The sequence below is a fragment of the Streptomyces lydicus genome (assembly GCF_004125265.1).
Classification (GTDB): Bacteria; Actinomycetota; Actinomycetes; order Streptomycetales; family Streptomycetaceae; genus Streptomyces; species Streptomyces lydicus_C.
In genome coordinates this window covers 4,982,476-5,004,229 of the sequence record NZ_RDTE01000003.1, presented here as the reverse complement: position 1 = coordinate 5,004,229, position 21,754 = coordinate 4,982,476, and the positions used below count along the sequence as shown (strand labels likewise).

Annotated in this window: 21 protein-coding genes; 9 read left to right on the top strand and 12 right to left on the bottom strand. The window is 70.2% G+C overall.

The genetic code is table 11. The annotated features are described in order from the left end of the window. Positions 1–19: 19 nt before the first annotated feature. The 3 genes from D9V36_RS24415 to hemL all read right to left on the bottom strand — a co-directional run bounded on the left by D9V36_RS24415 (position 20) and on the right by hemL (position 3,442). A complete protein-coding gene (locus D9V36_RS24415) occupies positions 20–1,249 on the bottom strand; it encodes a hypothetical protein (protein WP_129295647.1) in 1,230 nt (409 codons plus the stop codon). Positions 1,250–1,395: 146 nt separating this feature from the next. Further along, positions 1,396–2,076: a histidine phosphatase family protein gene (locus D9V36_RS24410; protein WP_088798494.1), complete on the bottom strand. Its 681-nt coding sequence runs from the start codon at positions 2,074–2,076 to the stop codon at positions 1,396–1,398. A 58-nt stretch (positions 2,077–2,134) separates the two neighbouring features. Next, positions 2,135–3,442 (bottom strand): glutamate-1-semialdehyde 2,1-aminomutase, encoded by a 1,308-nt coding sequence (gene hemL, locus D9V36_RS24405; protein ID WP_206739727.1) that lies wholly within the window; start codon positions 3,440–3,442, stop codon positions 2,135–2,137. A 323-nt stretch (positions 3,443–3,765) separates the two neighbouring features. On the opposite strand from hemL, the gene D9V36_RS24400 reads away from it, so the two are divergent. Further along, positions 3,766–4,362 (top strand): hypothetical protein, encoded by a 597-nt coding sequence (locus tag D9V36_RS24400; RefSeq protein WP_129295645.1) that lies wholly within the window; start codon positions 3,766–3,768, stop codon positions 4,360–4,362. 108 nt (positions 4,363–4,470) lie between these two features. Here D9V36_RS24400 and D9V36_RS24395 read toward each other — a convergent pair whose 3' ends face one another. The 3 genes from D9V36_RS24395 to D9V36_RS24385 form a co-directional block, all read right to left on the bottom strand. Then, positions 4,471–5,313: an SDR family NAD(P)-dependent oxidoreductase gene (locus tag D9V36_RS24395; RefSeq protein WP_129298658.1), complete on the bottom strand. Its 843-nt coding sequence runs from the start codon at positions 5,311–5,313 to the stop codon at positions 4,471–4,473. Positions 5,314–5,492: 179 nt separating this feature from the next. Continuing rightward, positions 5,493–5,990 (bottom strand): cupin domain-containing protein, encoded by a 498-nt coding sequence (locus D9V36_RS24390; RefSeq protein WP_129298657.1) that lies wholly within the window; start codon positions 5,988–5,990, stop codon positions 5,493–5,495. Positions 5,991–6,213: 223 nt separating this feature from the next. Beyond that, positions 6,214–6,870 carry a TIGR03086 family metal-binding protein gene (locus tag D9V36_RS24385; protein ID WP_241721015.1) on the bottom strand — a complete coding sequence of 219 codons (657 nt, stop codon included), beginning with the start codon at positions 6,868–6,870 and terminating at the stop codon, positions 6,214–6,216. Positions 6,871–7,042: 172 nt separating this feature from the next. Here D9V36_RS24385 and D9V36_RS24380 point away from each other — a divergent pair, with 172 nt between their 5' ends. Beyond that, positions 7,043–7,864 (top strand): helix-turn-helix domain-containing protein, encoded by an 822-nt coding sequence (locus D9V36_RS24380; protein ID WP_129295644.1) that lies wholly within the window; start codon positions 7,043–7,045, stop codon positions 7,862–7,864. A gap of 123 nt (positions 7,865–7,987) precedes the next feature. Here the strand turns inward: D9V36_RS24380 and D9V36_RS24375 are convergent, their stop codons facing one another. After that, positions 7,988–8,647, bottom strand: a complete 660-nt coding sequence (locus D9V36_RS24375; RefSeq protein ID WP_129295643.1) for a TetR family transcriptional regulator — start codon at positions 8,645–8,647, stop codon at positions 7,988–7,990. 185 nt (positions 8,648–8,832) lie between these two features. Here D9V36_RS24375 and D9V36_RS24370 point away from each other — a divergent pair, with 185 nt between their 5' ends. Then, on the top strand, positions 8,833–10,449 hold the full coding sequence (locus tag D9V36_RS24370) for an FAD-dependent monooxygenase (protein ID WP_129295642.1): 1,617 nt from the start codon (positions 8,833–8,835) through the stop codon (positions 10,447–10,449). Here the strand turns inward: D9V36_RS24370 and D9V36_RS24365 are convergent. Further along, a complete protein-coding gene (locus tag D9V36_RS24365; RefSeq protein WP_129295641.1) occupies positions 10,406–11,146 on the bottom strand; it encodes an AAA family ATPase in 741 nt (246 codons plus the stop codon). The genes D9V36_RS24370 and D9V36_RS24365 overlap by 44 nt on opposite strands. A gap of 162 nt (positions 11,147–11,308) precedes the next feature. Here D9V36_RS24365 and D9V36_RS24360 point away from each other — a divergent pair, with 162 nt between their 5' ends. Then, on the top strand, positions 11,309–11,644 hold the full coding sequence (locus D9V36_RS24360; protein WP_129295640.1) for a YnfA family protein: 336 nt from the start codon (positions 11,309–11,311) through the stop codon (positions 11,642–11,644). Positions 11,645–11,737: 93 nt separating this feature from the next. Then, positions 11,738–12,496: an SDR family NAD(P)-dependent oxidoreductase gene (locus tag D9V36_RS24355; RefSeq protein ID WP_129295639.1), complete on the top strand. Its 759-nt coding sequence runs from the start codon at positions 11,738–11,740 to the stop codon at positions 12,494–12,496. 356 nt (positions 12,497–12,852) lie between these two features. Here D9V36_RS24355 and D9V36_RS24350 read toward each other — a convergent pair whose 3' ends face one another. Together D9V36_RS24350 and D9V36_RS24345 are read right to left on the bottom strand one after the other, a co-directional pair. Next, the gene (locus D9V36_RS24350; RefSeq protein ID WP_164993024.1) at positions 12,853–13,101 is read right to left on the bottom strand and encodes a type A2 lantipeptide; all 249 of its coding nucleotides are present in this window, start codon (positions 13,099–13,101) and stop codon (positions 12,853–12,855) included. A 678-nt stretch (positions 13,102–13,779) separates the two neighbouring features. Next, complete coding sequence (locus D9V36_RS24345) at positions 13,780–14,145, bottom strand: hypothetical protein (RefSeq protein ID WP_241721014.1); 366 nt, start codon at positions 14,143–14,145, stop codon at positions 13,780–13,782. A 768-nt stretch (positions 14,146–14,913) separates the two neighbouring features. On the opposite strand from D9V36_RS24345, the gene D9V36_RS24340 reads away from it, so the two are divergent. Next, a complete protein-coding gene (locus tag D9V36_RS24340; protein WP_241721013.1) occupies positions 14,914–16,272 on the top strand; it encodes a serine hydrolase domain-containing protein in 1,359 nt (452 codons plus the stop codon). A gap of 305 nt (positions 16,273–16,577) precedes the next feature. On the opposite strand, the gene D9V36_RS24335 is transcribed toward D9V36_RS24340, so the two are convergent. Beyond that, the gene (locus tag D9V36_RS24335) at positions 16,578–17,771 is read right to left on the bottom strand and encodes an RtcB family protein (protein ID WP_129295637.1); all 1,194 of its coding nucleotides are present in this window, start codon (positions 17,769–17,771) and stop codon (positions 16,578–16,580) included. Positions 17,772–17,933: 162 nt separating this feature from the next. On the opposite strand from D9V36_RS24335, the gene D9V36_RS24330 reads away from it, so the two are divergent. The 3 genes from D9V36_RS24330 to D9V36_RS24320 all read left to right on the top strand — a co-directional run bounded on the left by D9V36_RS24330 (position 17,934) and on the right by D9V36_RS24320 (position 21,345). Beyond that, positions 17,934–18,887, top strand: a complete 954-nt coding sequence (locus D9V36_RS24330; protein ID WP_129295636.1) for a hypothetical protein — start codon at positions 17,934–17,936, stop codon at positions 18,885–18,887. 226 nt (positions 18,888–19,113) lie between these two features. After that, positions 19,114–19,821 carry a DUF3558 domain-containing protein gene (locus D9V36_RS24325; RefSeq protein WP_129295635.1) on the top strand — a complete coding sequence of 236 codons (708 nt, stop codon included), beginning with the start codon at positions 19,114–19,116 and terminating at the stop codon, positions 19,819–19,821. Between the two features lie 153 nt (positions 19,822–19,974). Then, complete coding sequence (locus D9V36_RS24320) at positions 19,975–21,345, top strand: DUF2637 domain-containing protein (protein ID WP_129295634.1); 1,371 nt, start codon at positions 19,975–19,977, stop codon at positions 21,343–21,345. A gap of 63 nt (positions 21,346–21,408) precedes the next feature. Here D9V36_RS24320 and D9V36_RS24315 read toward each other — a convergent pair whose 3' ends face one another. Then, on the bottom strand, positions 21,409–21,636 hold the full coding sequence (locus D9V36_RS24315; RefSeq protein WP_129295633.1) for a hypothetical protein: 228 nt from the start codon (positions 21,634–21,636) through the stop codon (positions 21,409–21,411). Between the last annotated feature and the right edge of the window lie 118 nt (positions 21,637–21,754).

The window sequence follows — 21,754 nt, the reverse complement described above, 5'->3', positions numbered from 1 at the left end:
CGCCGCCCGGAGGTATCTGTCAGGCCGCCGACAAATACGACTTCCAGCCGCCTTCCGGCCGCGCTCCGACGGGCAGCTCCTGGAGCTTGCTCACCACCTCGGGGTCCTGTGCGTCGAGCCAGTCGGTGAACTGCCGGAACGACACCAGGCGGACATCTTTGTTCTGCTCATTGGCAATGTGTTTAAGGGCTTCCTCGACGGCATCCATGTAGATACCGCCATTCCACTGTTCGAAGTGGTTGCCGATGAAGAACGGCGCACGATTGGTCTCGTAGGCCCGGCGGAATCCGGAAATATATGCGTCGGTGGCCTGCTGCCGCCAGCCCGGATAGTTGGCCGGCGGGGCCTGCGTGGAGTGCTTCGACTGATTGAAGAGCATGTTGTAGTCCATCGAGAGCACCTGGAAACTGTGCCCCGGGAACGGAATCAGCTGGAGCGGGAAGTCCCACAGGCCCCGCTTCTTCTTCGGCCACATCTGCATACCGCCGGGCGAGCTGGCGTCGTACCGCCAGCCGAGTTCCCGGGCGGTGGGCAGCAGGTTTTTCTGGCCCAGCAGGCAGGGCGTGCGGCCGCCGACCAGTTCCTTGCGGTAGTCGAAGGGCAGCGGTTCGAGGTCGGTGAAGCCGGTGTTCGTGCGCCACCTCGTGACGAAGTCCATCGCCTGGTCGATTTCGGACTGCCACTGCCGGGGTGTCCAGTACTTGACCGAGGTCGGGGCGTTGCCGCAGAAGTGCCCGTTGAAGTGGGTGCCGACCTCGTGGCCGTCCAGCCAGGCCTCCCGCACGTACCTCAGGGTCTCCCTGATGTGGACGTCGCTGAGGTACGGGATGTCGGAGGCGCCCTGCTCGTTGTTCGGCGGGTCGTAGAGGTGCTTCTGGGATTCGGGCAGGAGATACAGACCGGAGAGGAAAAAGGTCATTGCCGCGCCGTGGTCCCTGGCGAGCTGGAGGAAACGGGGGAAGAGGCCGTTGCCGACCTCTCCGGCCCCGTCCCAGGAAAAGACCACGAACTGCGGCGGGGTCTGGCCGGGCTCCAGCCGTTCGGGCGCCTTGGGCTGATGGGGCTGCGCGCCGGAATATGCTGTCGAACCGTCACCGATGAGTTTCGCCCGGGCCCGGACCGCCCCCTTTGCCCGCGGCTTGTCCGCCCCCGCGCCGGCCGAATCCGTCGACGAGCAGCCGGCGAGGCCCAGCGCAGCGGCTGCCCCGACTCCCATGCCCAGCAGCTTTCGCCGGCTGATCGCGCGCATACCCTCGTCCCCATCCGTGCTCGCCCAACTCAATATCCATATAAACGGACAATGGAGAGGAGGGCATGTCGAGCGTCGGGGTGACGGGTTATGCGCCTGGACAGGTCATTTCGCCTGCAGGTGACGTTCCGCCAAATGATGCGCCGTCAGGCACCAAAGGCCTTGGCCTTTCCCTTGACCGGTTTGGCGCCGGCCAGAAGATGGGAGGGAACCAGGTCGCGCGCGGGCTCGCTGTACCCCACCGAAACGATCTTGTCGCCGTGGAAGGTGAACGACGTCAGCGAGGCCAGCGTGCACTGCCGCTTCCGCGGGTCGTGCCACAGCCGCCGCCGCTCCGCGAAGCTGCGCACGATCCAGATCGGCAGCTGATGGCTGACCGCCACCGCCTCGTGCCCGCGCGCCGCGTCCCGTGCCGCGCCCAGCGCCGCCATCATCCGCACGACCTGTTCGAGGTACGGCTCGCCCCAGGAGGGCCGGAACGGATTCGTCAGGTACTTCCAGTTCCCCGGCTTCTTCAGCGCACCGTCACCGACCCCGAAGGTCTTCCCCTCGAAGACGTTGGCCGCCTCGATCAGCCGCTCGTCGGTGGCCAGCTCCAGGCCGTGCGCCCCGGCGATCGGCGTCGCGGTCTCCTGCGCACGCTCCAGCGGCGAGGCGACGACATGTGTGATGTCCCGCCCCGCGAGGTGCTCGGCCACCCGGTCGGCCATCTTCCGCCCCAGCTCGGAGAGGTGGTAGCCGGGCCGGCGCCCGTAGAGCACGCCGTCGGGGTTGTGCACCTCGCCGTGCCGCATCAGATGCACCACGGTGATGTCTTCGCTGCTCATGTCACCCATTCATTCAGTCGTCGGCAAGCAGTCGCCGGCCCGTGCGCCGGAAGTGTCCTCAGGCCGTCGCCGCGGCCGCGGCCCGTGCGGCGGCCGGCAGGGCGGCGGCGATGCGCTCGACGGCCGCCGTGTCGTGCGCGGTCGAGACGAACCACGACTCGAAGGCGGACGGCGGGAGGTAGACGCCCTGCTCCAGCATCGAGTGGAAGAAGGCGGTGAAGCGGAACGACTCCTGCGCCTTGGCGGCGTCGTAGTCGGTCACCTCGGCGTCCGTGAAGAAGACCGTGAACATGTTCCCCGCGACCTGGAGCCGGTGCGCCACGCCCTCCTTCGCCAGCGCGGCGGTGACCAGACCCCGCACCTCCGCGGAGACCGCGTCGACCTTCTCGTACGCGGCGTCGTCCAGCAGCCGCAGCTGCGCGACCCCCGCGGCGGTGGCGATCGGGTTCCCGGACAGGGTGCCCGCCTGGTAGACCGGGCCGACCGGCGCGAGGTGCGCCATGACGTCCGCGCGGCCGCCGAAGGCCGCGGCCGGGAAGCCGCCGCCCATGACCTTGCCGAAGGTCATCAGATCCGGACGCACCCCGTCAATGCCGTACCAACCGGACTTGCTGACGCGGAAGCCGGTCATCACCTCGTCGGAGATGTAGAGCGCCCCGTTGCCCGCGCACAGGTCCTTGAGACCCTGGTTGAAGCCCGGCAGCGGCGGCACCACGCCCATGTTGCCCGGCGCCGCCTCCGTGATCACACAGGCGATCTCGCCCGGGTGCGCGGCGAACGCGGCCCGCACCGCCTCCAGGTCGTTGTACGGCAGCACGATCGTGTCGCCGGCCTGCGCGCCCGTCACGCCCGGCGTGTCGGGCAGCCCGAGGGTCGCCACGCCCGAACCGGCCGCGGCCAGCAGCGCGTCCACGTGCCCGTGGTAGCAGCCCGCGAACTTGATCACCTTCGGCCGGCCGGTGAACCCGCGCGCCAGCCGGATCGCCGACATCGTCGCCTCGGTGCCGCTGGAGACCAGCCGCACCTGCTCGACCGGCTCGATCCGGGCCACGATCTCCTCGGCCAGCTCGACCTCGCCCGCACCGGGCGTGCCGAAGGACGTACCGCGGGCGACCGCCTCCTGGACCGCGGCGATCACCTCGGGGTGCGCGTGGCCGAGGATCATCGGCCCCCAGGAGCACACCAGGTCGACGTACTCACGGCCATCGGCGTCGGTGAGGTACGGACCGGTACCGGACACCATGAACCGGGGCGTACCACCCACGGCGCGGAACGCCCGCACCGGAGAGTTGACGCCGCCCGGCGTCACGGCGGACGCACGGTCGAAGAGCGACTGCGAAACAGGGGCTTCATACGGAAAAGACACTGTGATCCTGACCTGCATAAACGGCGGGTGGGCGGCGCTCGGGCGCGGCCCTGCTGACTAGGAAGGCGGGAATCTGCCTCGCGATACGCCTGTGGGCGCCGCTCGGTTCACCCTCGCCCCATTTTTGATTCCTCTCGCTTCGACCGGGCGTCAGCCCCCACTCGTCTGCGAAACTGGGCCGACGTACGAGTAAGTCACGCAAGCAATGGTCTCAGAGGCGCACGGGGGCGTGCGGCCGGGCGTTTCACGCGCCGGTGACGGGGGAGGTCTCTGAGACGATGATCGGGTTGCGCGGCTGGGGCTGCGAGTGGTCGGGTGGAGATATGCATCGCGGTGGCGAACTGGGCGAGGGAACCAATGACCGGGGTCCCGAGCGCGCCCAGCGCGGCCGTCACCGGCGCGAGGACACCACGGGCGACCGGACCACGCGCGAGGAAACCACGGGCCACGAGAGCACGGGCGGGGAGATCAGAGGCGGCCGCATGGGGGTGACGTACAGGTACTTCGGCGCGCCCAACGGCGCGACGGCGGCCCGTGTCCCCGTCTCCATGCGCCCCGAGGAGCTCGGCGGTGACGAGCTCGGCATGGGCGGCATGTTCAGCAAGATCAAGCCGGAGACGATGGCCGCCATGGTCCTCACCGGTATAGAGGGCATACCCCTCCATAAGGTTCCACCGCTCGAACTGGTCGTCCTCCACCCCGACTACGCCGTCGTCAAGCTCCCGATGACCGTGGTCGACCCGCTGCGGGGCGTCGGCGAGGAGTCGGTCGGCGCGGCCGCCTTCATCTGGTCCACCGTCCCCGACCGCGGCGGCCCGCGCGACGCCTTCACCGTCTACCAGCTGCTGCACGAATGGCAGGACTTCAGCCACCGGCTGCACGAGGCGGGGCACCAGGCGTACTGCCTGGTCTGGCCGTAACGGTTCGGCGCCCGGACGGGGCGCGGTGCACGGGCGGGGCGCGGTGCACGGGCGGGGCGCGGTGCCCGGCCCGGGCGCCCGCCGTGCCCCGGGGCCGCATGCCACTCCTCACCAGGTGGGGCGGGCCGACACACCGCCGTCGACGACCAGATCGTGCCCGGTGATCCAGGACGCCATCGGCGAGGCGAGGAACACACAGGCATCGCCCACGTCCTGAGGCGTGCCCAGCCTCCCGGCGGGTGCCGCCGCCTGCCAGCGGCGCACCCCCTCCGGCCAGTCCCCTTCCAGGCCGGGCCGGTCGATCAGACCGGGCGAGACGCTGTTGACGCGGATGCCCGACGCCCCGTACTCCAGCGCCGCCGTGCGTGCGTGCATCACCACCGCCGCCTTCGACGCGCAGTAGTGGGCATGCCGCGGCGCCGGCCGGTCCGCCTCGATGGAGGCGATATGGGTCACCGACCCTCCGGCGCCCGCCCGCATCACGGCCGCCGCGGCCTGGGTGCAGGCGAAGACGCTGTGCACATTCACGTCCGCCACCGCCCGCCAGTCGGCGAGCGACATCCCGGCCAGCTCCTGCGTCGGCTGCACCCCCGCGTTGTTCACCAGCGCGGTCAGCCGCCCGCGCCAGCCGGCCGCCTCGGTCACCAGGCGGTGGCACTCCTCCTCGACGGCCAGATCGGCGGCCAGCGCCAGCGCGCTCCCGCCGTCCGCCTCGATCCGCTCGACCAGGTCCCGCGCCGCCTCGGCGCCCGTACGGTAATGCGCCACGACGGCGGCTCCCGCGGCGGCGAACCGCAGCGCGATACCGCGGCCGAGGCCGCCGGCGGCACCGGTGACGAGGGCGACCTGGCCGCGGAGGTCAGGGAGGCCGGGGTGAGGGGGGTGGGTGGGGAGCGGGGAGCTGCTGGGCGGCGAGGAGTGGGCGGGGGCGTCCGGCGTGGTCTCGGTCATGGTCGGTCGGCCCCTCGGGTTCGGGTCGGTCGTGGGCGGGTCCGTTGTGGATGGGCCGGTCGGGGGCGGGTCCGTCGTGGACGGGTCGGTGACGGTCGGGTCCGTCGTGGACCGTTCGGCCGCGATCGGGTCCGTCGTGGACCGTTCGGCCGCGATCGGGTCCGTCGTGGACCGTTCGGTCATGGTCGGCTCAGGGCGGCGATCCGCGCTGCCTCCTGGGGGAAGCGCGCGGCGAGTTCGGCGGCGACCCCGTGCTCGTAGTCCTCGAAGGTGAAACCCGGCGCCATCGTGCAGCCGAAGAGCGTCCAGGAGCCGCCGTCGGCGACCTCGGCGGCCATCCACGTACCGGCCGGCACCGTGAACTGGACGTGCTGCCCGCCGAGCACGTCCGGCCCGAGGATGACCGTGCGGGCCGGGGCACCGCCGTCTTCCGGGAGCAGGAACAGGGCGAGTGGATCACCGCGGTAGAAGTGCCAGATCTCGTCGGTGGGCAGCCGGTGCAGGGCGGAGAAGTCGCCCGGCTCGGCGGTCAGCAGCATCACGATCGCCGAGCCCTCGGGCCGTCCGTCGGCACGCTCGGGGCCCGCCCAGGTACGCCGGAACCGTCCGCCTTCACGGGGCAGCGGCGCCAGTCCGTAGAAATCGATCAGCGCCGCGGGGAGCCGGTCAGGGGGCATCGGCTGCTCGTCCGTCCGCTGATCTTCCGTCCGTTGCTCGTCCGTCCGCCGCTCGTTGCTCCGCTGTTCTTCCATCCGCGGCTGCCTCCCCTCGGTCTACCGGCTGCCGGCTACCGACTGCCGGGTCGTGGACCAGGCTAGGGGCGACGGCAATGCGGTGCGGGCCCATTCGAGCCAGGTGGCCGAGCGCGGGCGGAGGGGCCGCCCGGCGGCCGACGGCCCGTCAGCCGGCCGTCCCATACGGGTCGCGGCCGGTCTCCGCCAGCAGGGCGTCGAGAGCGGACGCGCCGGACGGGACGGGGAGCGGGTCACTGAAGACGTTCATCTTCCGGGCCGTCGGGGCCATCTGTGCGACCAGCGTCCGCAGCTCGGCCACGCACCCGGCGGCCGGCGCGTACGGCCGGCCGGTGGCCCGCGCCACGTCCCAGGCGTGCACCGTCAGATCCAGCAGCACCATCGCGCCGACGGTCCGTGCCGGCAGGTTCATTCCGCCGGTCAGGCCGTCCTCCGCGCCCGGCGCCGCCCACGCCTCGACCAGCAGCGCCGTCTCGTCCGCGAACCGGTCGGGCCACCGCGCGCCGTATTCGCCGAGCCGGTCGGGCGTGGTGCTGAAGTCCACGTCCTTCTTGGCGGCCAACGTCTGGAACGCGACGACCACCTGGAAGAGGTGGTTGAGCAGCGCCCGCAGGTCGTACTCGGCACACGGGGTGGGCAGTTCCAGCTGGTCGTCACGCACCCCGCGCAGTATGGGGAGCGCCGCGCCGGCCGCCGCTTCGAGCAGCGCACTGATCGGTGGGGGCGCGGGGGCGGGTGAGGCCGCGGGGGCCGCCCCTGCCCCCTTCGCGGATATTTCGTCCGGAATGTCTTGCATATCGGTCATGGCGACGACGCTACGGGGCCGCGTCCGGGGGTGGCTTGAAAAAATGCGACAGCCCGCGCGACCGGGCCCGCGGCAGCCCGCCCGACCGCTGCGGCCCGCCCTCGCGGGCCGGCGGGACGGTGTGGGCGGGACGACACGGGCGGGGCGGCACGGGCACCCCTAAAATCCAGGCATGGCCGCTCCACGGCGCGATACCCGGGGCATCGTCGACGCCCCCGGACTCTTCACGCGGGTGCAGTTCAGCCGCCGCACCCCCGCCGCGCCGCTGCGCCCCTATGTCGAGCACTACTGGCTGATCGACTGGGACCTGTCCGAGCCGTACGCCACACATGTCGTTCCGCACCCCTGCGTGAACCTCGTCTTCCAGCGGTACGCCGACCGGCCCGGTTTCGGTGAGGTCGCGGGCGTCGGGCTGGAGCTGTTCGCGCAGCAGCTGACGGGGCGCGGGCGGGTGTGCGGGGTGCAGTTCCGGCCCGGCGGGTTCCGGCCGTTCACCCCGGAGCGGCCCGCCACGGACTGGACGGACCGCCGGTTGCCGCTGGCGACGGTGTTCGGGGCCACCGGCGTCACGGTCGCCGATGCCGCGGCCGCCGTACTGGAACCGGACGACGAGGACGCGCGGGTGGCCGCGCTCGACGCGTTTTTGATCCCGCGCGTGCGGGCCGGACCCCGGATCCTCGCCCAGGCCGACCTCGCCATGGGGCTGGCCGACCGGATCCGCACGGACCGTACGATCCGCCGGGTCACGGACTTCGCACAGGCCGAGGGCATGTCCGTACGGGCCCTGCAGCGGCTGTTCGCCGGATATGTCGGGGTCAGCCCCAAGTGGGTACTGCTGCGCTACCGGGTGCACGAGGCACTGGAGCGCGCCGTGTCCGACGCGGAGGTCGACTGGGCCGCGCTCGCGGCCGAACTGGGCTACAGCGATCAGGCTCATCTGATCCGCGAGGTCAGCGCCACCGTCGGGGTCCCGCCCACCGCCTACGCCCGCTGACTCCGGCCGCCGCCGGGGCCCTCAGAGCCGTTCGGGCATCAGGGCCGTTCGGCCCTCAGAGCCGTTCGGGCATCAGAGCCGTTCGGGCATCAGAGCCGTTCGGGCATCAGGGCCGTTCGGGCATCAGGGCCGTTCGGCCGTCAGATAGCGCTGGACGGTGGGGGCCAGCCAGGCGACGAGCTCGTCGTGGCTGAGGTTCACGGCCGGCGGGATGTGCAGCACATAGCGGCACAGTGCCATGCCGAGTATCTGGGAGGCGATCAGCGCGGCACGGGTCGGCGCCTCGTCGGGCACCGGGCAGACGGCGGCCAGGACCGGCTTGATCTGTTCGGCGAACACGCCTCGCATCCGCTGCGCACCCGCCTCGTTGGTGACGCCGACGCGCATCATGCCGGTCAGCGTCTCATCGCACTCCCAGCGCTCCAGGAAGTGGCGTACGAGCCGGGCACCGGCCTCGTCGCGCGGTACGTGACTGAGGTCCGGGGCGTGCACCTCGATCTCGGAGGCGGCCGCGAAGAGACCGGCCTTGTTGCCGTAGTAGCGCATCACCATCGACGGGTCGATGTCCGCGTCCCTGGCGATGGCCCGAATGGTGGCGCGCTCATAGCCGTCCGCGGCGAAGCGGTCCCGTGCGGCGGCCAGGATCGCGGCGCGCGTCGCGGCGGAGCGGCGGGGGCGGGCGGGGTCCGCCGGGCCGTCGGACGCGGCGGGCGCGGCGGGCGCGGCGGGCACCTCAGGCACTGCAGACGCGGCATCGGCGGCGGAGGGAGCGTGTTCGACCATGTCAACAACTGTAGGCCAACACCTGTTGACACACCAGATCCGCCCGCCTTACGCTTGCCAACAAGCGTTGACCAACAAGCGTTGGCAGTGCTGCAGGCACAGGCAGCGACACCCACACAGGCACGGCGCAGACACAGAAACCGGCACAGGCATAGACATAGGCATAGGCACAGGAGGCGGAAGCCATGGATGCCATGAACCACGACCACGACCGGACGGACCACGACCGGTCGCCCCGCGATACGGACGTCATCGTCGTGGGCGCAGGCCCGACCGGCCTGCTGCTCGCCGGGGACCTCGCCGAGGCGGGCCTGGGTGTCACGCTGCTGGAGCGCCGCCCCGCCACGATCAGCAATCTCACCCGAGCCCTGGCGGTCCATGCCCGCACCCTTGAGCAACTGGACGCCCGCGGCCTCGCCGACGAGCTCGTCGCCGGCGGCCATCGGGTCCCCGCCATCCGCCTGTTCGGGGACACCACCTTCGATGCGACCCGGCTCCGCTCCCGCTTCCCGTTCGTACTGATCACCCCGCAGTTCGAGGTGGAGCGGCTGCTGGAGCGGCGGGCCCGCCGGGCCGGGGTCGTCTTCCGCCACGACTCCGAAGTGCTCGGCCTCGATCAGGACGCCGACGGCGTGACCATGCGCTTCCGTACCGCCGACGGCCTCGGCAGCCTCCGCGCCGCCTACGCCGTCGGCACCGATGGCGTCCGCAGCACCGTCCGCGAAGCCCTCGGCCTGCCGTTCCCCGGCAAGTCCGTGATCCGTTCCCTGGTGCTCGCCGACATCCGGCTGAGCCGGGAGCCCGAGTCCCCCTTCACCGTCACCGCCAACGACGACGCCTTCGCCCTGGTCGGCTCGTTCGGCGACGGCTGGTACCGCATCATCGGCTGGAACCGCCATCGCCAGGCCGACGACGACGCGCCCGTCGGTCTCGACGAGGTCCACGAGTTCACCCGACTCGTCCTCGGCAGTGAGTACGGCGTCCCCGAAGTCCGCTGGGTCTCCCGCTTCCACAGCGACGAGCGCCAGGTCCCCCAATACCGCGTGGGCCGCGTGTTCCTGGCCGGCGATGCCGCGCATGTGCACTCCCCCGCCGGCGGCCAGGGCATGAACACCGGCCTCCAGGACGCCGCCAACCTCAGCTGGAAGCTCGCCGCGGTGCTCCGGGGCCACTCCCCCGACAGCCTGCTGGACAGCTATCAGACCGAGCGCCACCCGGTGGGCAGGCAGGTGCTGCGCAGCAGCGGCGCCCTCATCCGGCTCGCCCTGCTGCACACCGCCCCCGGCCGCGCCGTCCGCACGCTCGCCGCCCGGCTCGTCAACCATCTGCGGCCGCTGTCCGGCCGTGCGATCCGCGCCATCTCCGGCATCGGCATCGCCTACCCGGCCGGGCCCGGCGCCCACCCCCTCGCCGGCCGGCGCGCCCCCGATATCCGCCTGGCCGACGGCGGCCGCCTCTACGCCCTCCTGCGCCAGGGGACGTTCGTCCTCCTCGCCCCCTCCGACGAGCCCGGCATCCCCCACACTCCCCCGCCCAAGGAGGACTCCCCCGGGCCCGCCGCCACCCGATTCGTCACCGCCTCCTGGCACAGCGGCCGCCGCACGGCGCTTCTCGTCCGCCCCGACGGCTATATCGCCTGGGCCACCGATGCCACAGCCCCCGCCGCACGCGCCGCGGCGCTACGCTCCGCCCTCCTCCACTGGACCGGCGCCCCGCCCGAGGACGGCGGCTCCATAGCCACCGGCCGGCCCGCCTCCCTCACCCCTCCAGCACATGCCGCAGATACGCCCGGGGATCGTTGAGATAGCGCCGCCAGTGGTCGACCAGCCCCAGTTCCGCCCACTCCACGCTCCGCATCCCGTGCTCGCCGACCTCCACGATCGCCGCGCCGGGCAGCGCCGTCAGCAGCGGTGAGTGCGTGGCGCAGATGATCTGCGCGCCGCCCCTCCCCAACTCGTCCATCAACCCGACCAGTTCCAGACAGGAGGAGAAGGACAGGGCCGCCTCAGGTTCGTCCATCACATACAGGCCCTGCTGCGAGAACCGTTCCCGGAAGGCCATCAAAAAGCCCTCCCCGTGGCTCATCTCGTCCGGGGACCGGGACAGCCGGTTCGACCTCTGCTCCCCGTTCAGCGCCTCCAGCGCCGTCTCCGCCCGTAGGAAGAACCCCCGCCGGCGGACCCGTGGTCCGCGCACCATCCGGCGGCCCTCCCGCGTCGGATCGAACCGCATCAGCCCACCGAGCAGCGACGCTTCCCGCGAACTCGCGTACTTGTATCCCGCCGATCCGCCGTACGAATCCAGCCCGAAGCCTTCCGCCAGCGCCTCGGCCAGCGTCGACTTGCCCGAACCGTTCTCCCCCACCAGGAAAGTGACCGGAGCACGGAAGGCCAGCCCTTCGTCGACCAGCTGGCGCACACACGGCACCGTCCAGGGCCAGCCGTCCCCGGCCGCCCCCTCCCCCGCCGGAACGTCCACGTAAGCCCGTTCGATCAGCATGCCCCGAAACTCTCACACCCCACTGACAGCCGGCCGCTCACAGCACCCCGAAACCCCCTGCCCGCCCCAGACGAATCCCCGCCCGGCGCTGAAAGACCCCCTGCCCGCCCCGCCGGACCTCACCCGGAGCCCGCCAGGTCCCCGGTTCCGTAGGCTTCACGCATGCTGTTCGCCCGCTCCGCCGCCCTCTTCCTCGTCGCCGCCCTCTTCGAAATCGGCGGCGCCTGGCTGGTCTGGCAGGGCGTGCGCGAACACAAGGGCTGGGTCTGGATCGGCGCCGGAGTGATCGCGCTCGGGGTGTACGGCTGGGTGGCCACGTTCCAGCCGGACGCCGCTTTCGGCCGTATCCTCGCCGCGTACGGCGGCGTCTTCGTCGCCGGATCACTGGCGTGGGGCGCGATCGCCGACGGCTACCGCCCCGACCGCTGGGATGTGACCGGCGCACTGATCTGCCTGGCCGGAATGGCAGTGATCATGTATGCCCCCAGGGGCCGCTGAGGCCACTGGGGCTCCTGCATATCCTGGCCGCAGACCGCCCTCCCCCGAGCTCTTGAGCAACAGGGGGACCCCACACAGCCCGAGGAGAGTGCCATGACCGCCGAGGTCCGTACCGCCGTCGTCACCGGAGCGAGCAGCGGCATCGGCGCCGCCACCGCGCGCGCCCTGGCCGCTGCCGGCTACCGCGTGGTGCTCACCGCCCGCCGCAAGGACCGCATCGAGGAGCTCGCCGCCGAGCTGCCGGACGCCGAGGCCTACGCCCTCGACGTCACCGACCGCGCCGCCGTCGACGCCTTCGCGGCCGCCCTCGACCGCTACCCCTCCGTCGACGTCCTGGTCAACAACGCCGGCGGGGCCTACGGCGCGGAGCCGGTCGCCACCGGCGACCCCGCCGACTGGCGCGCGATGTACGAGGTCAATGTGCTGGGCGTGCTCCACATGACCCAGGCGCTGCTGCCCGCCCTCACCGCCTCCGGCGAGGGCACGGTCGTCGTGCTCTCCTCCACCGCCGGCCACGGCACCTACGAGGGCGGCGGCGGTTATGTCGCCGCCAAGCACGGCGCCCATGTCATCGCGGAAACGCTCCGTCTGGAGCTGTGCGGCGAGCCGGTGCGCGTCATCGAGGTCGCCCCGGGCATGGTCAAGACCGACGAGTTCGCCACCACCCGCTTCCGTGGCGACGCCGCCAAGGCGGCCAAGGTCTATGAGGGCGTCGACCAGCCGCTGAACGCGGACGATGTCGCCGACACCATCACCTGGGCGATCACCCGCCCCGCCCACGTCAACATCGACCTGCTGGTGGTCCGCCCCCGCGCCCAGGCCTCCAACTCCAAGGTCCACCGCACCACCTGAGACACGTCGGCCTGCCCCATGTAAGACACGCGCCCCACCCGGGGCAGGCCCCACAAAGGACACGCCGCACGCAGACATGGGCGGCCCGGCGGCATACGAAGAGCGGCCCGGCGCACACTGCGCCGGGCCGCCCCGGGACTGAGCCCTCACAGGCCACTCAGCCCTCTCCGTCCCTCAGCCGCCCAGCCCTTCACACACCACCTGCTTGAGCATGGCGACGACCTCGACCGTTCCAACGATCCCTGGAGACCGCCCGGCGCGCCGGGTCTGCCCCATGATCACCCCACTGGAATGCGGATGAATCTGAACCAGTGGGGTGAGTGCGGCAGACCAGGATTCACTGGCTGAATATGACGTCAGATGCCGGCGCCGCCGGAAATCCCTGCATGGCCCGAGACGGGGCCGAGCTGACCGCTCACGCCGCCCGAAACCGAACCGCCCAGAGCGGGCAGCGCAGGCAGAGCAGGCAGAGCAGGCAGAGCAGGCAGGGAGGAGGCTCCGCCGCCCAGCAGGTTTTCGGCCCCGAGAATTCCTCCGGAGACATTGTCCAGTTCACTGTCGGCGATCTCGTGAGCCTCGTTCTGGGGCATGGAGTCCTTACGCATGGCTGGCCCTTCCCTTGGTGGTTCGCGGCGATCAATGAGTGGTATCGGCCGGCCCGGCGACACGCTGCTCCTGCCGGTTTTACGACCCCTGACACCCGGAAGCGGATGCGCAACTTCCGATTGCCGCGAGATCAAACCACGCCCACGGGCGGCCCGGCTACCCCGACCCGTCGGTCATTTCTGCAGACGGTCCGGTATCGCACGGTGTTGGCCGGCGGAATTTCCGACGGGATGGTGACGACTCCTTCACGTACTTTTCGCCGACCAGGGATTGTGGAGAGGCACCGACAGTGCCACGCGAAGGACATATCAACCCCGGGAGCGGGCGTGCCCTCTGCGAAACGGGATTCGGCAGCGAGTACGTGCCCATTCTGCGTAGAGAATGCGCAGGGTGGGCTGCGCCGCACCGCGCCACCCGCGCCGGGCGAGTGACTGGACACCACCAGTGGCTGAGCCGCGTGACAGCGAAAGACAGCTGGTACGCGCCGGGCACGGCCGGCGACGCCGTGTCGCGAGATCCGCGATATCTCTGCACGATCTGATCACGGACCTCGCCGACCACCGGCCTACGCAACGCGCTCGCGGACCGTCCCGGCACCGCAGTCCCGGCAGTCACAGTCCCGGTATCCGGGACGGCGGGCACACCGGCCACGCCTCTCAAATCCGGTCCGAATGCGGTCAGAGGCGGCGTACCCGCGCAGCGATCCCATGACCGAGCAGAAGGTAAATCACGGCAGGCAGGCCGTAATTGAGGAAAACCCGCAGACCTTCGAGCTTCATGGTGAAGATGTCCTGAGACCAGCCGGCGAGGAAGTCGGCCATACCGTGCACAAAGCCGACAAAGACATTTCCCTGGTTTGCCTCAAGCAGGTACAGCAGGATCCAGAGGCCCAGAAATCCTGCCGCGATGTCCGCGAGCGTATGGATGATCAATGCTGCCCGGTTTGCCCCGGTGCCATCCTGGTTACGCCCATAGGCGCCCCCGTTATGGCCATAGGGGTGGTAGGTGTCATGTGCGGGTATGGGTTCATGGGGATTGCTCATGCCCTCCTTGCTTGCCTCGCGCGGATACCCGAAACCTCTTTCAAACCTGCGATTTCATATCGGTTCCGGATCTTGTATCACGCATCGATCCCCACCGCCGCACCTCGCCTCTTGCTTCCGCAGCTTTCGGTTCCAAGGAAAGACACATAAGCGACGCTTTCCGCTAAGGCGACTGTGCCGCCCCTGGTGAAATCTCCGCCACTCCGGGCCGCCACCCCCTCAGCCCCAACGGCCGCCGCCGGCACGGACCATCGATCACGCGCAGCACCGAAGACCAGCCCTCCACCCAGACGACCTGCGTGAGCTCGGCGACGACCTCGACCAGGTCCCACTGCTGATCGACGACCTCTCGATCGGCTTGCAGGCCCCCGCAGGCGCTGCTCGACGGTCCTCACATGGCCTCGGCATCTTCCTGCTGCCCTCACACCACGCGGACCAAGCACGGCTCGACACCACGCACACTCCGGACACGCGCAATTCCTGAACCCCCCGTTCAGCAGCCACAGTTCCGGGAATCACAGTCCCGGTAGTCATAGTTCCGGTGGTCGCAGTTCCGGTGGCCGCAGTTCCGGTAGTCACCGTTCCGTCAATTGCGCTGCAGGCATGCACACTTCGGGCTCGTAGACGCCTGACAAATGTCATGAGTGTTGATGAGACAGATCGTTCTGCGGGAGGACTCTGGGGACGACGGCCGGTCGAGAGAATCGAGGCGACCGAGATCACATGCGTGATCGGCCGCAATAGCAGGAAGTTGTGACGGGAGAAGACATGTCCCTGCCCCACCCGGCCCGCCGCCGTCGTTTACGAATCGCCGGCACCACCACGGCCGTGATGCTCTCACTGGTGGCAGCGGCGGTACCGGCCCAGGCCGCAACGGCCCCCGCGCCCGGCGCCCATGCCGCCGCAGGAACGACGGCCCACCCGGGCCGTCTCGACCACAAAGCACTGGACGAGAGACTGGCAGCACTACGCAAAGCGGGTATGTACGGTGCCTACGCGGCCGTCCGGGAGGGCCGGGACGAATGGCGGGGTGCGGCCGGTGTCGCCGACATCGCCACCAACCGCCCCGTCGGGCCGCAGATGCAACACCGGGTGGGCAGCCTCACCAAGGCGTTCACCTCCGTCGCCGTGCTGCAGCAGGTCAGCGCGGGCCGGATCGATCTGGACGCCCCCCTGGCCCGTTACCTCCCCGACCTCGCCCCCGGTGAGCGCGGCCGGAAGATCACCATCCGGATGCTGCTCAACCACACCAGCGGCATAGCCGACTACATCCCTGGCGCCTTTCCCACCCTCCTCAAGGGGAGTACCGAGAGCATCGACGCCAACCGTTACCGCCACTTCGCCCCTGAGGAGCTCGCACGCATAGGCCTGCAGGCAGCGCCGACGGGAAAGCCCGGCGAGAAGTGGTCTTACTCGAACACCAATTACGTCATCGCGGGAATGCTGCTGCAGAAGGTCACCGGCGAGGATCCGCAGGAGTACATCACCCGCCATGTCATCCGCAAGGCCGGGCTGAAGCACACCTATTTCCCGACCTCCGCACGGATATCCGGGCCACATTCCAAGATGTACGAATCCTTCTACGGACTGGTCAACCCGGCCCGTGACTACAGCACATACGACATGTCCTGGGCCGGTACCGCCGGGGCGCTGGTCTCGACGATGGAGGACGTGAACGACTTCTACCGGACGCTGCTGACCGGCGAACTTCTCGCCCCCGCCGAACTCCGCCAGATGCAGACCACCGTCGAGTCCAAGGACGGAGAGGGCAATGTACTGACGCGCTACGGCCTCGGCATCGAGGCGATCGACACCGTGTGCGGGCGCTTCTGGGGACACACCGGCTCGGTGTGGGGCGCCGAGACGGTGACGTACTCGACGCCCGACGGCAAACGCCAGATGACGTTCGGGCTCAACCGGACCAAGTACCAGCAGCTCGACGCGACGGGTCACATCAAGCCGGGCCCGATAGACACCGCGATCTGGGCCTTCGAGGCGAAGGCGATGTGCGACCGCGATGCGCCCGCCGAGCCGCGACGGTTCGCGCAGCCGGCCGCGCCGAAGGCTCTCGAAGAGCGGCCCGTCCCGCTCACCCGTCCGCTGGCTCCGCTGACGCCGGGTCGCTGACCGGGGACGTCCGCCGACTTCCGTATTCCACCGGCAGTTTGAGGCGCATGGTGGCGACGGCGCAGGCAGGCGAGTGTCCGGAGGGGGTGCCCCTGCGCGCAGTAAAACGTGCTCCGGTACACGCGCCCCACCACGGAACACCTGCGCCGTGCGCCACCTGACGCCCACGAGGGGCGATCCGCGCACTGCCGTTCACGGCCCGGCGAGGCCCCTCCCCCTGGCGAGGCCCCTACCTCTGGCCCCTGTCCCCTGTCCCCTGGCCCCTGTCCCCCTCCGGAGCCTGCCGATCGCGTGGACTCCTGCACTCAGCCCTTCACACACACCACCTGCTTGAGCTTGGCGACCACCTCGACCAGGTCCCGCTGCTGATCGATGACCTTCTCGATCGGCTTGTAGGCCCCCGGGATCTCGTCCACCACACCGGAGTCCTTACGGCACTCCACGCCCCGCGTCTGGTCCTCCAGGTCCTGGGTGGAGAACCGCTTCTTCGCGGCGTTCCGGCTCATCTTGCGACCGGCGCCGTGGGAGGCGGAGTTGAAGGACGCGGCGTTGCCGAGGCCCCTGACGATGTACGAGCCGGTGCCCATCGAGCCCGGAATGATGCCGTACTCGCCACTGCCGGCCCGGATCGCCCCCTTACGGGTCACCAGCAGATCCATGCCGTCGTACCGCTCCTCCGCCACATAGTTGTGGTGGCAGGAGATCACCGGCTCGAACGTCGGCCTGGCCTTCTTGAACTCCTTGCGGACGACGTCCTGGAAGAGCGCCATCATCACGGCCCGGTTGTGCTTCGCGTACTCCTGCGCCCAGAACAGGTCGTTGCGGTACGCCGCCATCGGCGGGGTGTCCGCGATGAAGACGGCGAGATCGCGGTCGACCAGGCCCTGGTTGTGCGGCAGCTTCTGCGCCTGCCCCATGTGGAACTCGGCGAGCTCCTTGCCGATGTTCCGGGAGCCGGAGTGCAGCATCAGCCACACCGCGCCGGTGTCGTCGAGGCAGAACTCGATGAAGTGGTTGCCGCTTCCCAGCGAACCCATCTGCTTCGTGGCGCGTTCCTGGCGGAACTTGACCGCATCGGCCACCCCGTCGAACCGCGACCAGAAGTCTCCCCATCCCGCCGTCGGGTAGCCGTGCAGCCGCCCGGGGTCGACCGGATCCTCGTGCATCCCGCGACCCACCGGAATCGCCTGCTCGATCTTCGACCGGAGCCGGGAGAGATCACCGGGGAGGTCGTTGGCGGTGAGCGAGGTCTTCACCGCGCTCATCCCGCAGCCGATGTCCACGCCGACCGCCGCCGGGCAGACCGCGCCGTGCAGGGCGATCACCGAGCCGACGGTGGCGCCTTTGCCGTAATGGACATCCGGCATCACGGCCAGGCCCTTGATCCACGGCAGGGTGGCGACATTGCGCAGCTGCTGCATCGCGACGTCCTCGACCGTGGCCGGATCCGTCCACATCCGGATCGGTACCTGGGCACCGGGCACCTCGACGTACGACATAACTTCCCCATTCCCCCGAACTTGTGAAAAACGCAAAAGCCGGACAAATTATCCGATCTTGGACGGTGAACCGGCGTTTGCGGCAAGACGTGCGGTAGACATTGTGTCCATCGGCCGCCGACCGGCGGCAACCGCATTTCGCAGGGGAAGGAGCCGCGAGCGATGCCACGGAAACCGTTCGTACCCGGTGCCGCACTGGTGGTGGCCGCGGCGCTGGCCGCGGGCCTCAGCGGCTGCAGCGGCAGCTCCAGCCCCGACGGCGGCGCCGCCGACGCCAAGAGCGGCGACGCCTCCTCCTCCAGCCAGGCCGCCGAGCCGGGCCGCTACCAGACCCTCCCGGAGGCCTGCGGGCTGCCCTCGCGCAAGGCCATCCGCAGCATGCTCCCCGGCGACGGCCAGGACCTGTCGGACGCCGAGGCTCGGAAGATTTACGGCGGCGTGGCCGACATCACCTACGACACCGACCGCCGCGTCGGCTGCCGCTGGACCCGCGAAACCACCGCGGGCACCCGCCACCTGGGCCTGGACATCCAGCGTGTGGTCTCGTACGACGCCGCCACCAGCGATGAGGACAAGGCGCAGGGGATCTTCGACAAGAAGAAGCTGGCCGCGCAGATACCGTCCGGCGGCGCCGGCTCCCCCTCGCCCGCCGCCCCGTCCCCGTCCCCGTCCGCCCCCAAGGGCAAGGACAAGGGCGAAGGAACCGTCACGAACAGCTCGGGGGAAAAGGACGCCACGAGCGGGAGCGCCACAGGCAAGAGCACCCCGGGCGGGAGCGCCACACAGAAGGCGGGCAAGGCCCCGTCCGGCAGCCCCTCGCAGGCATCCGACCCGAGTGCGGACCCCAGCACGGACCCGAGCACGAACCCCACCGGCTCCACCGCCCCGCGCGTCCTGGACGACCTCGGCGACGCGGCGTTCCTCAACGACAAATTGGTCACAGCGGACTCCGGCGTGCACCGCGATGTCACTGTGGTCTTTCGCACGTCGAACGTCATCGTGCAGCTCACTTACGACCAGTGGTCCACGGACAAGTCGATGTTGCCGGACAGCCAGGAACTGCAGGACAAGGCCCGTTCCCTGGCCACCGAGCTCTCCGACAGCCTCAGCGAATAGTCCGGATCGGGCGCATTGACCGATTCGCCGAGAAAGAAGCGGAAACGCCCGATGTAAGCGTTGCGCTCTTCGACATGAATCGGTCACCCACCTCGCCGCGCCGCGTACCGTGCCGTCTAGCCCTGCCCCGTACGCGAGGCGGGGCGGGCCCCACGGCCACCACCACGGCCGCGCCCGCCGGCCGCCGACCCGGCGGACCGGCCCGACGACGAACAGCGAAGGAACCATGCACCGTTCAGCCAAGCGCCTCGCCAGCCTCCTCACCTGCGCAGCAGTACCGGTGCTGCTCGTCGCCGGCTGCTCCGGCTCGGACAGCGACAGCTCCGGTGACGCCTCTTCCTCCGCCTCCAAGAGCGCGGCCAAGCCGTCGCCGAGCGTCGCGCCCGCCAAGTACAAGACGCTGCCGAACCCGTGCGAGCTGTTCTCCAAGGACAGCGTCAAGAAGATGCTGCCCAAGGCGAAGGACGCCGCCGGTGACCGGGGCAAGTCCTCGGACAACACCTCCCACGGCACCTGCTCCTGGACCAGCTCGGACGAGAAGGGCGTCGACGGCACCCAGTGGCGCTGGCTGGACACCAACCTGCAGCGCTACGACTCCGACCCGGGCGTCGGCAGCGGCGAAAAGCGCGCCACGGACTTCTACACCAAGCAGATATCCGAGGCGAAGGCCACCAAGAACGCCAAGAAGCTCGCGACCGTCCAGACCTCCGGCACCGGCGACGAAGCCACCGCGATCACCTACGACGTGAAGCGGGACGGCACCAACTTCAAGAACACCACCCTCGTCGCCCGCGTCTCCAACGTCGTCGTGTCGATCAACTACAACGGCGCGGGCCTGGCGGGCGCGGACGCCCCCAAGACCGCCGACCTGCTCAAGCAGACTCAGGCCGCCGCCAAGGAGGCGGTCACCGCCGTCACCAAGGCCAACGGCTGACCCACCGACGCCGCCCGGAGAGGGCCCGCACCAGGTACGGTGCGGGCCCTCTCGTTGCCCGGCTCCACCGCTCCGCCCCTACCGGAACTTCGCCCACCGGTAGGCATGTGCCAGGCTGTCGCCCGCAACAGACCGACTGGGAGGGGTCCTCGGGTGGCCGCGCCACTGAAGCTGACACGCACACACCGGATACTCATCGGAGTGGTCATCGCCGGCGCGGTGGTGATCGCCGGCATCGGCTTCGCCGGCTCCTACGCGGCCGTGCGGGAGCTGGCCCTCAAGAAGGGCTTCGGCACCTTCGCCTACTTCTTCCCCCTCGGCATCGACGCGGGCATCTGCGTCCTGCTCGCGCTGGATCTGCTGCTGACCTGGATCCGCATGCCGTTCCCGCTGCTGCGGCAGACGGCGTGGCTGCTGACGGTCGCCACGGTGGCGTTCAACGCCGCGGCGGCGTCCGACCCCCTGGGCATGGGCATGCACGCCGTCATCCCGGTGCTGTTCGTCGTCACCGTCGAGGCCGCCCGGCACGCCGTCGGGCGGATCGCCGACATCACGGCGGACAAGCACATGGAGGGTGTGCGGATCACGCGCTGGCTGCTGGCGCCCGTCCCGACGTTCCTGTTGTGGCGGCGGATGAAGCTGTGGGAGCTGCGGTCGTACGACGCGGTGATCAAGCTGGAGCAGGAACGGCTCGTGTATCAGGCACGCCTGCGGTCGCGGTTCGGGCGGAGCTGGCGTCGTAAGGCTCCCGTGGAGTCCCTGATGCCGCTGCGGCTCGCCCGGTTCGGGGTGCCGCTGGCCCAGACCGCTCCCGCGGGGCTGGCCGCCGCGGGCATCGAACCGCAGCTGCTGCCGGCGCCCCCGCGGTCCGCGGCACCCGCCGTGGAGCCGAAGGCCCAGGAGCCGGCCGGGAACCAGACGCCGGCAGAGGCCCAGGCGCCCGTCGAGGCCCACGAGCCGGCAGAGGCCCACGAGCCGGCCGGGGCCGAGGACCTGCCGAACCAGTGGTTCGCGGCGCCGCAGCAGGTGACCTACCAGGGCGACTACGACCCGACGTTCGCCCCTGAGCAGCAGCACCGGCCCCAGCCCCCGTACGACGCACAGCAGCCCGCGTACGAGCAGCACCAGCAGGCACCAGCTCACGAGCAGGCCCCCGTACCGCCGCCCCGCACGCCGGAGCCCGACCCGCAGTTCCCGGTGCCGAACGGTGCGGGCGGAACGCGCCCACTCGGCATGGGCACCCCGGAGGCCGCCCCGCAGCCCGCTCCGGCCCCCCAGGCACAGGCACAGGCACAGACGACGCAGGCCCAGGCACAGGCACCCACCGCAACCCCGACCGACGAGGACCTGTACCAGGTGTTCCGCCACTCCATAGAGGGCGAAGGCATGCCCACACCGGGCGCCTTCGCGGCCAACCTGGAGGCCCAGTACGGGACCCGCCTGCGGTCACGGGAACTGAACCGCTACATGGACCGGTTCAGCGACCGCCTCAACGCGGAAATGATGGACGAGCACATCGCCTGACCCGCAGCCCGGATCCGTACGGCAACGAGCTCCTGGGCCGCACGGCAATGGGCTCCTGGACCGCTAGACCGCCCCGGCCCCCGTCCGGTCCCTCAGCCGCTTCGCCTTGCGCCTCCTGTCCGCGTCCCCCCAGGCGGCCAGTGCCGCACCGACTGCGAAGAGGCCGACATAGGCGGCCGACGGCAGATCGAACCAGTGGGGCAGCAACCCCCAGGCGCGGTCGAAGAAGACCTGCCCGACGAATCCCATCACGCCCTGGATCATGATGATGAAACCTAAGATTCCCCTCATGGCTCCAGCGTGAAGGGTCCGGCCCCGGGAATCCTCGTCCCCGGGGCCGAACCCTTCTCATCCCGCTGTCATCCGTCGGTCGGAGACCACCCCGAGGTGTCTACGACTCCCCGACGAG

Bases quoted from the DNA above. Each gene is read 5' to 3' on its own strand.
- D9V36_RS24415 (WP_129295647.1), bottom strand. From the start codon at position 1,249: ATGCGCGCGATCAGCCGGCGAAAGCTGCTGGGCATGGGAGTCGGGGCA.
- D9V36_RS24410 (WP_088798494.1), bottom strand. From the start codon at position 2,076: ATGAGCAGCGAAGACATCACCGTGGTGCATCTGATGCGGCACGGCGAG.
- D9V36_RS24400 (WP_129295645.1), top strand. From the start codon at position 3,766: ATGCATCGCGGTGGCGAACTGGGCGAGGGAACCAATGACCGGGGTCCC.
- D9V36_RS24395 (WP_129298658.1), bottom strand. From the start codon at position 5,313: ATGACCGAGACCACGCCGGACGCCCCCGCCCACTCCTCGCCGCCCAGC.
- D9V36_RS24390 (WP_129298657.1), bottom strand. From the start codon at position 5,990: ATGCCCCCTGACCGGCTCCCCGCGGCGCTGATCGATTTCTACGGACTG.
- D9V36_RS24385 (WP_241721015.1), bottom strand. From the start codon at position 6,870: ATGACCGATATGCAAGACATTCCGGACGAAATATCCGCGAAGGGGGCA.
- D9V36_RS24380 (WP_129295644.1), top strand. From the start codon at position 7,043: ATGGCCGCTCCACGGCGCGATACCCGGGGCATCGTCGACGCCCCCGGA.
- D9V36_RS24375 (WP_129295643.1), bottom strand. From the start codon at position 8,647: ATGGTCGAACACGCTCCCTCCGCCGCCGATGCCGCGTCTGCAGTGCCT.
- D9V36_RS24370 (WP_129295642.1), top strand. From the start codon at position 8,833: ATGGATGCCATGAACCACGACCACGACCGGACGGACCACGACCGGTCG.
- D9V36_RS24365 (WP_129295641.1), bottom strand. From the start codon at position 11,146: ATGCTGATCGAACGGGCTTACGTGGACGTTCCGGCGGGGGAGGGGGCG.
- D9V36_RS24360 (WP_129295640.1), top strand. From the start codon at position 11,309: ATGCTGTTCGCCCGCTCCGCCGCCCTCTTCCTCGTCGCCGCCCTCTTC.
- D9V36_RS24355 (WP_129295639.1), top strand. From the start codon at position 11,738: ATGACCGCCGAGGTCCGTACCGCCGTCGTCACCGGAGCGAGCAGCGGC.
- D9V36_RS24350 (WP_164993024.1), bottom strand. From the start codon at position 13,101: ATGCGTAAGGACTCCATGCCCCAGAACGAGGCTCACGAGATCGCCGAC.
- D9V36_RS24345 (WP_241721014.1), bottom strand. From the start codon at position 14,145: ATGAGCAATCCCCATGAACCCATACCCGCACATGACACCTACCACCCC.
- D9V36_RS24340 (WP_241721013.1), top strand. From the start codon at position 14,914: ATGTCCCTGCCCCACCCGGCCCGCCGCCGTCGTTTACGAATCGCCGGC.
- D9V36_RS24335 (WP_129295637.1), bottom strand. From the start codon at position 17,771: ATGTCGTACGTCGAGGTGCCCGGTGCCCAGGTACCGATCCGGATGTGG.
- D9V36_RS24330 (WP_129295636.1), top strand. From the start codon at position 17,934: ATGCCACGGAAACCGTTCGTACCCGGTGCCGCACTGGTGGTGGCCGCG.
- D9V36_RS24325 (WP_129295635.1), top strand. From the start codon at position 19,114: ATGCACCGTTCAGCCAAGCGCCTCGCCAGCCTCCTCACCTGCGCAGCA.
- D9V36_RS24315 (WP_129295633.1), bottom strand. From the start codon at position 21,636: ATGAGGGGAATCTTAGGTTTCATCATCATGATCCAGGGCGTGATGGGA.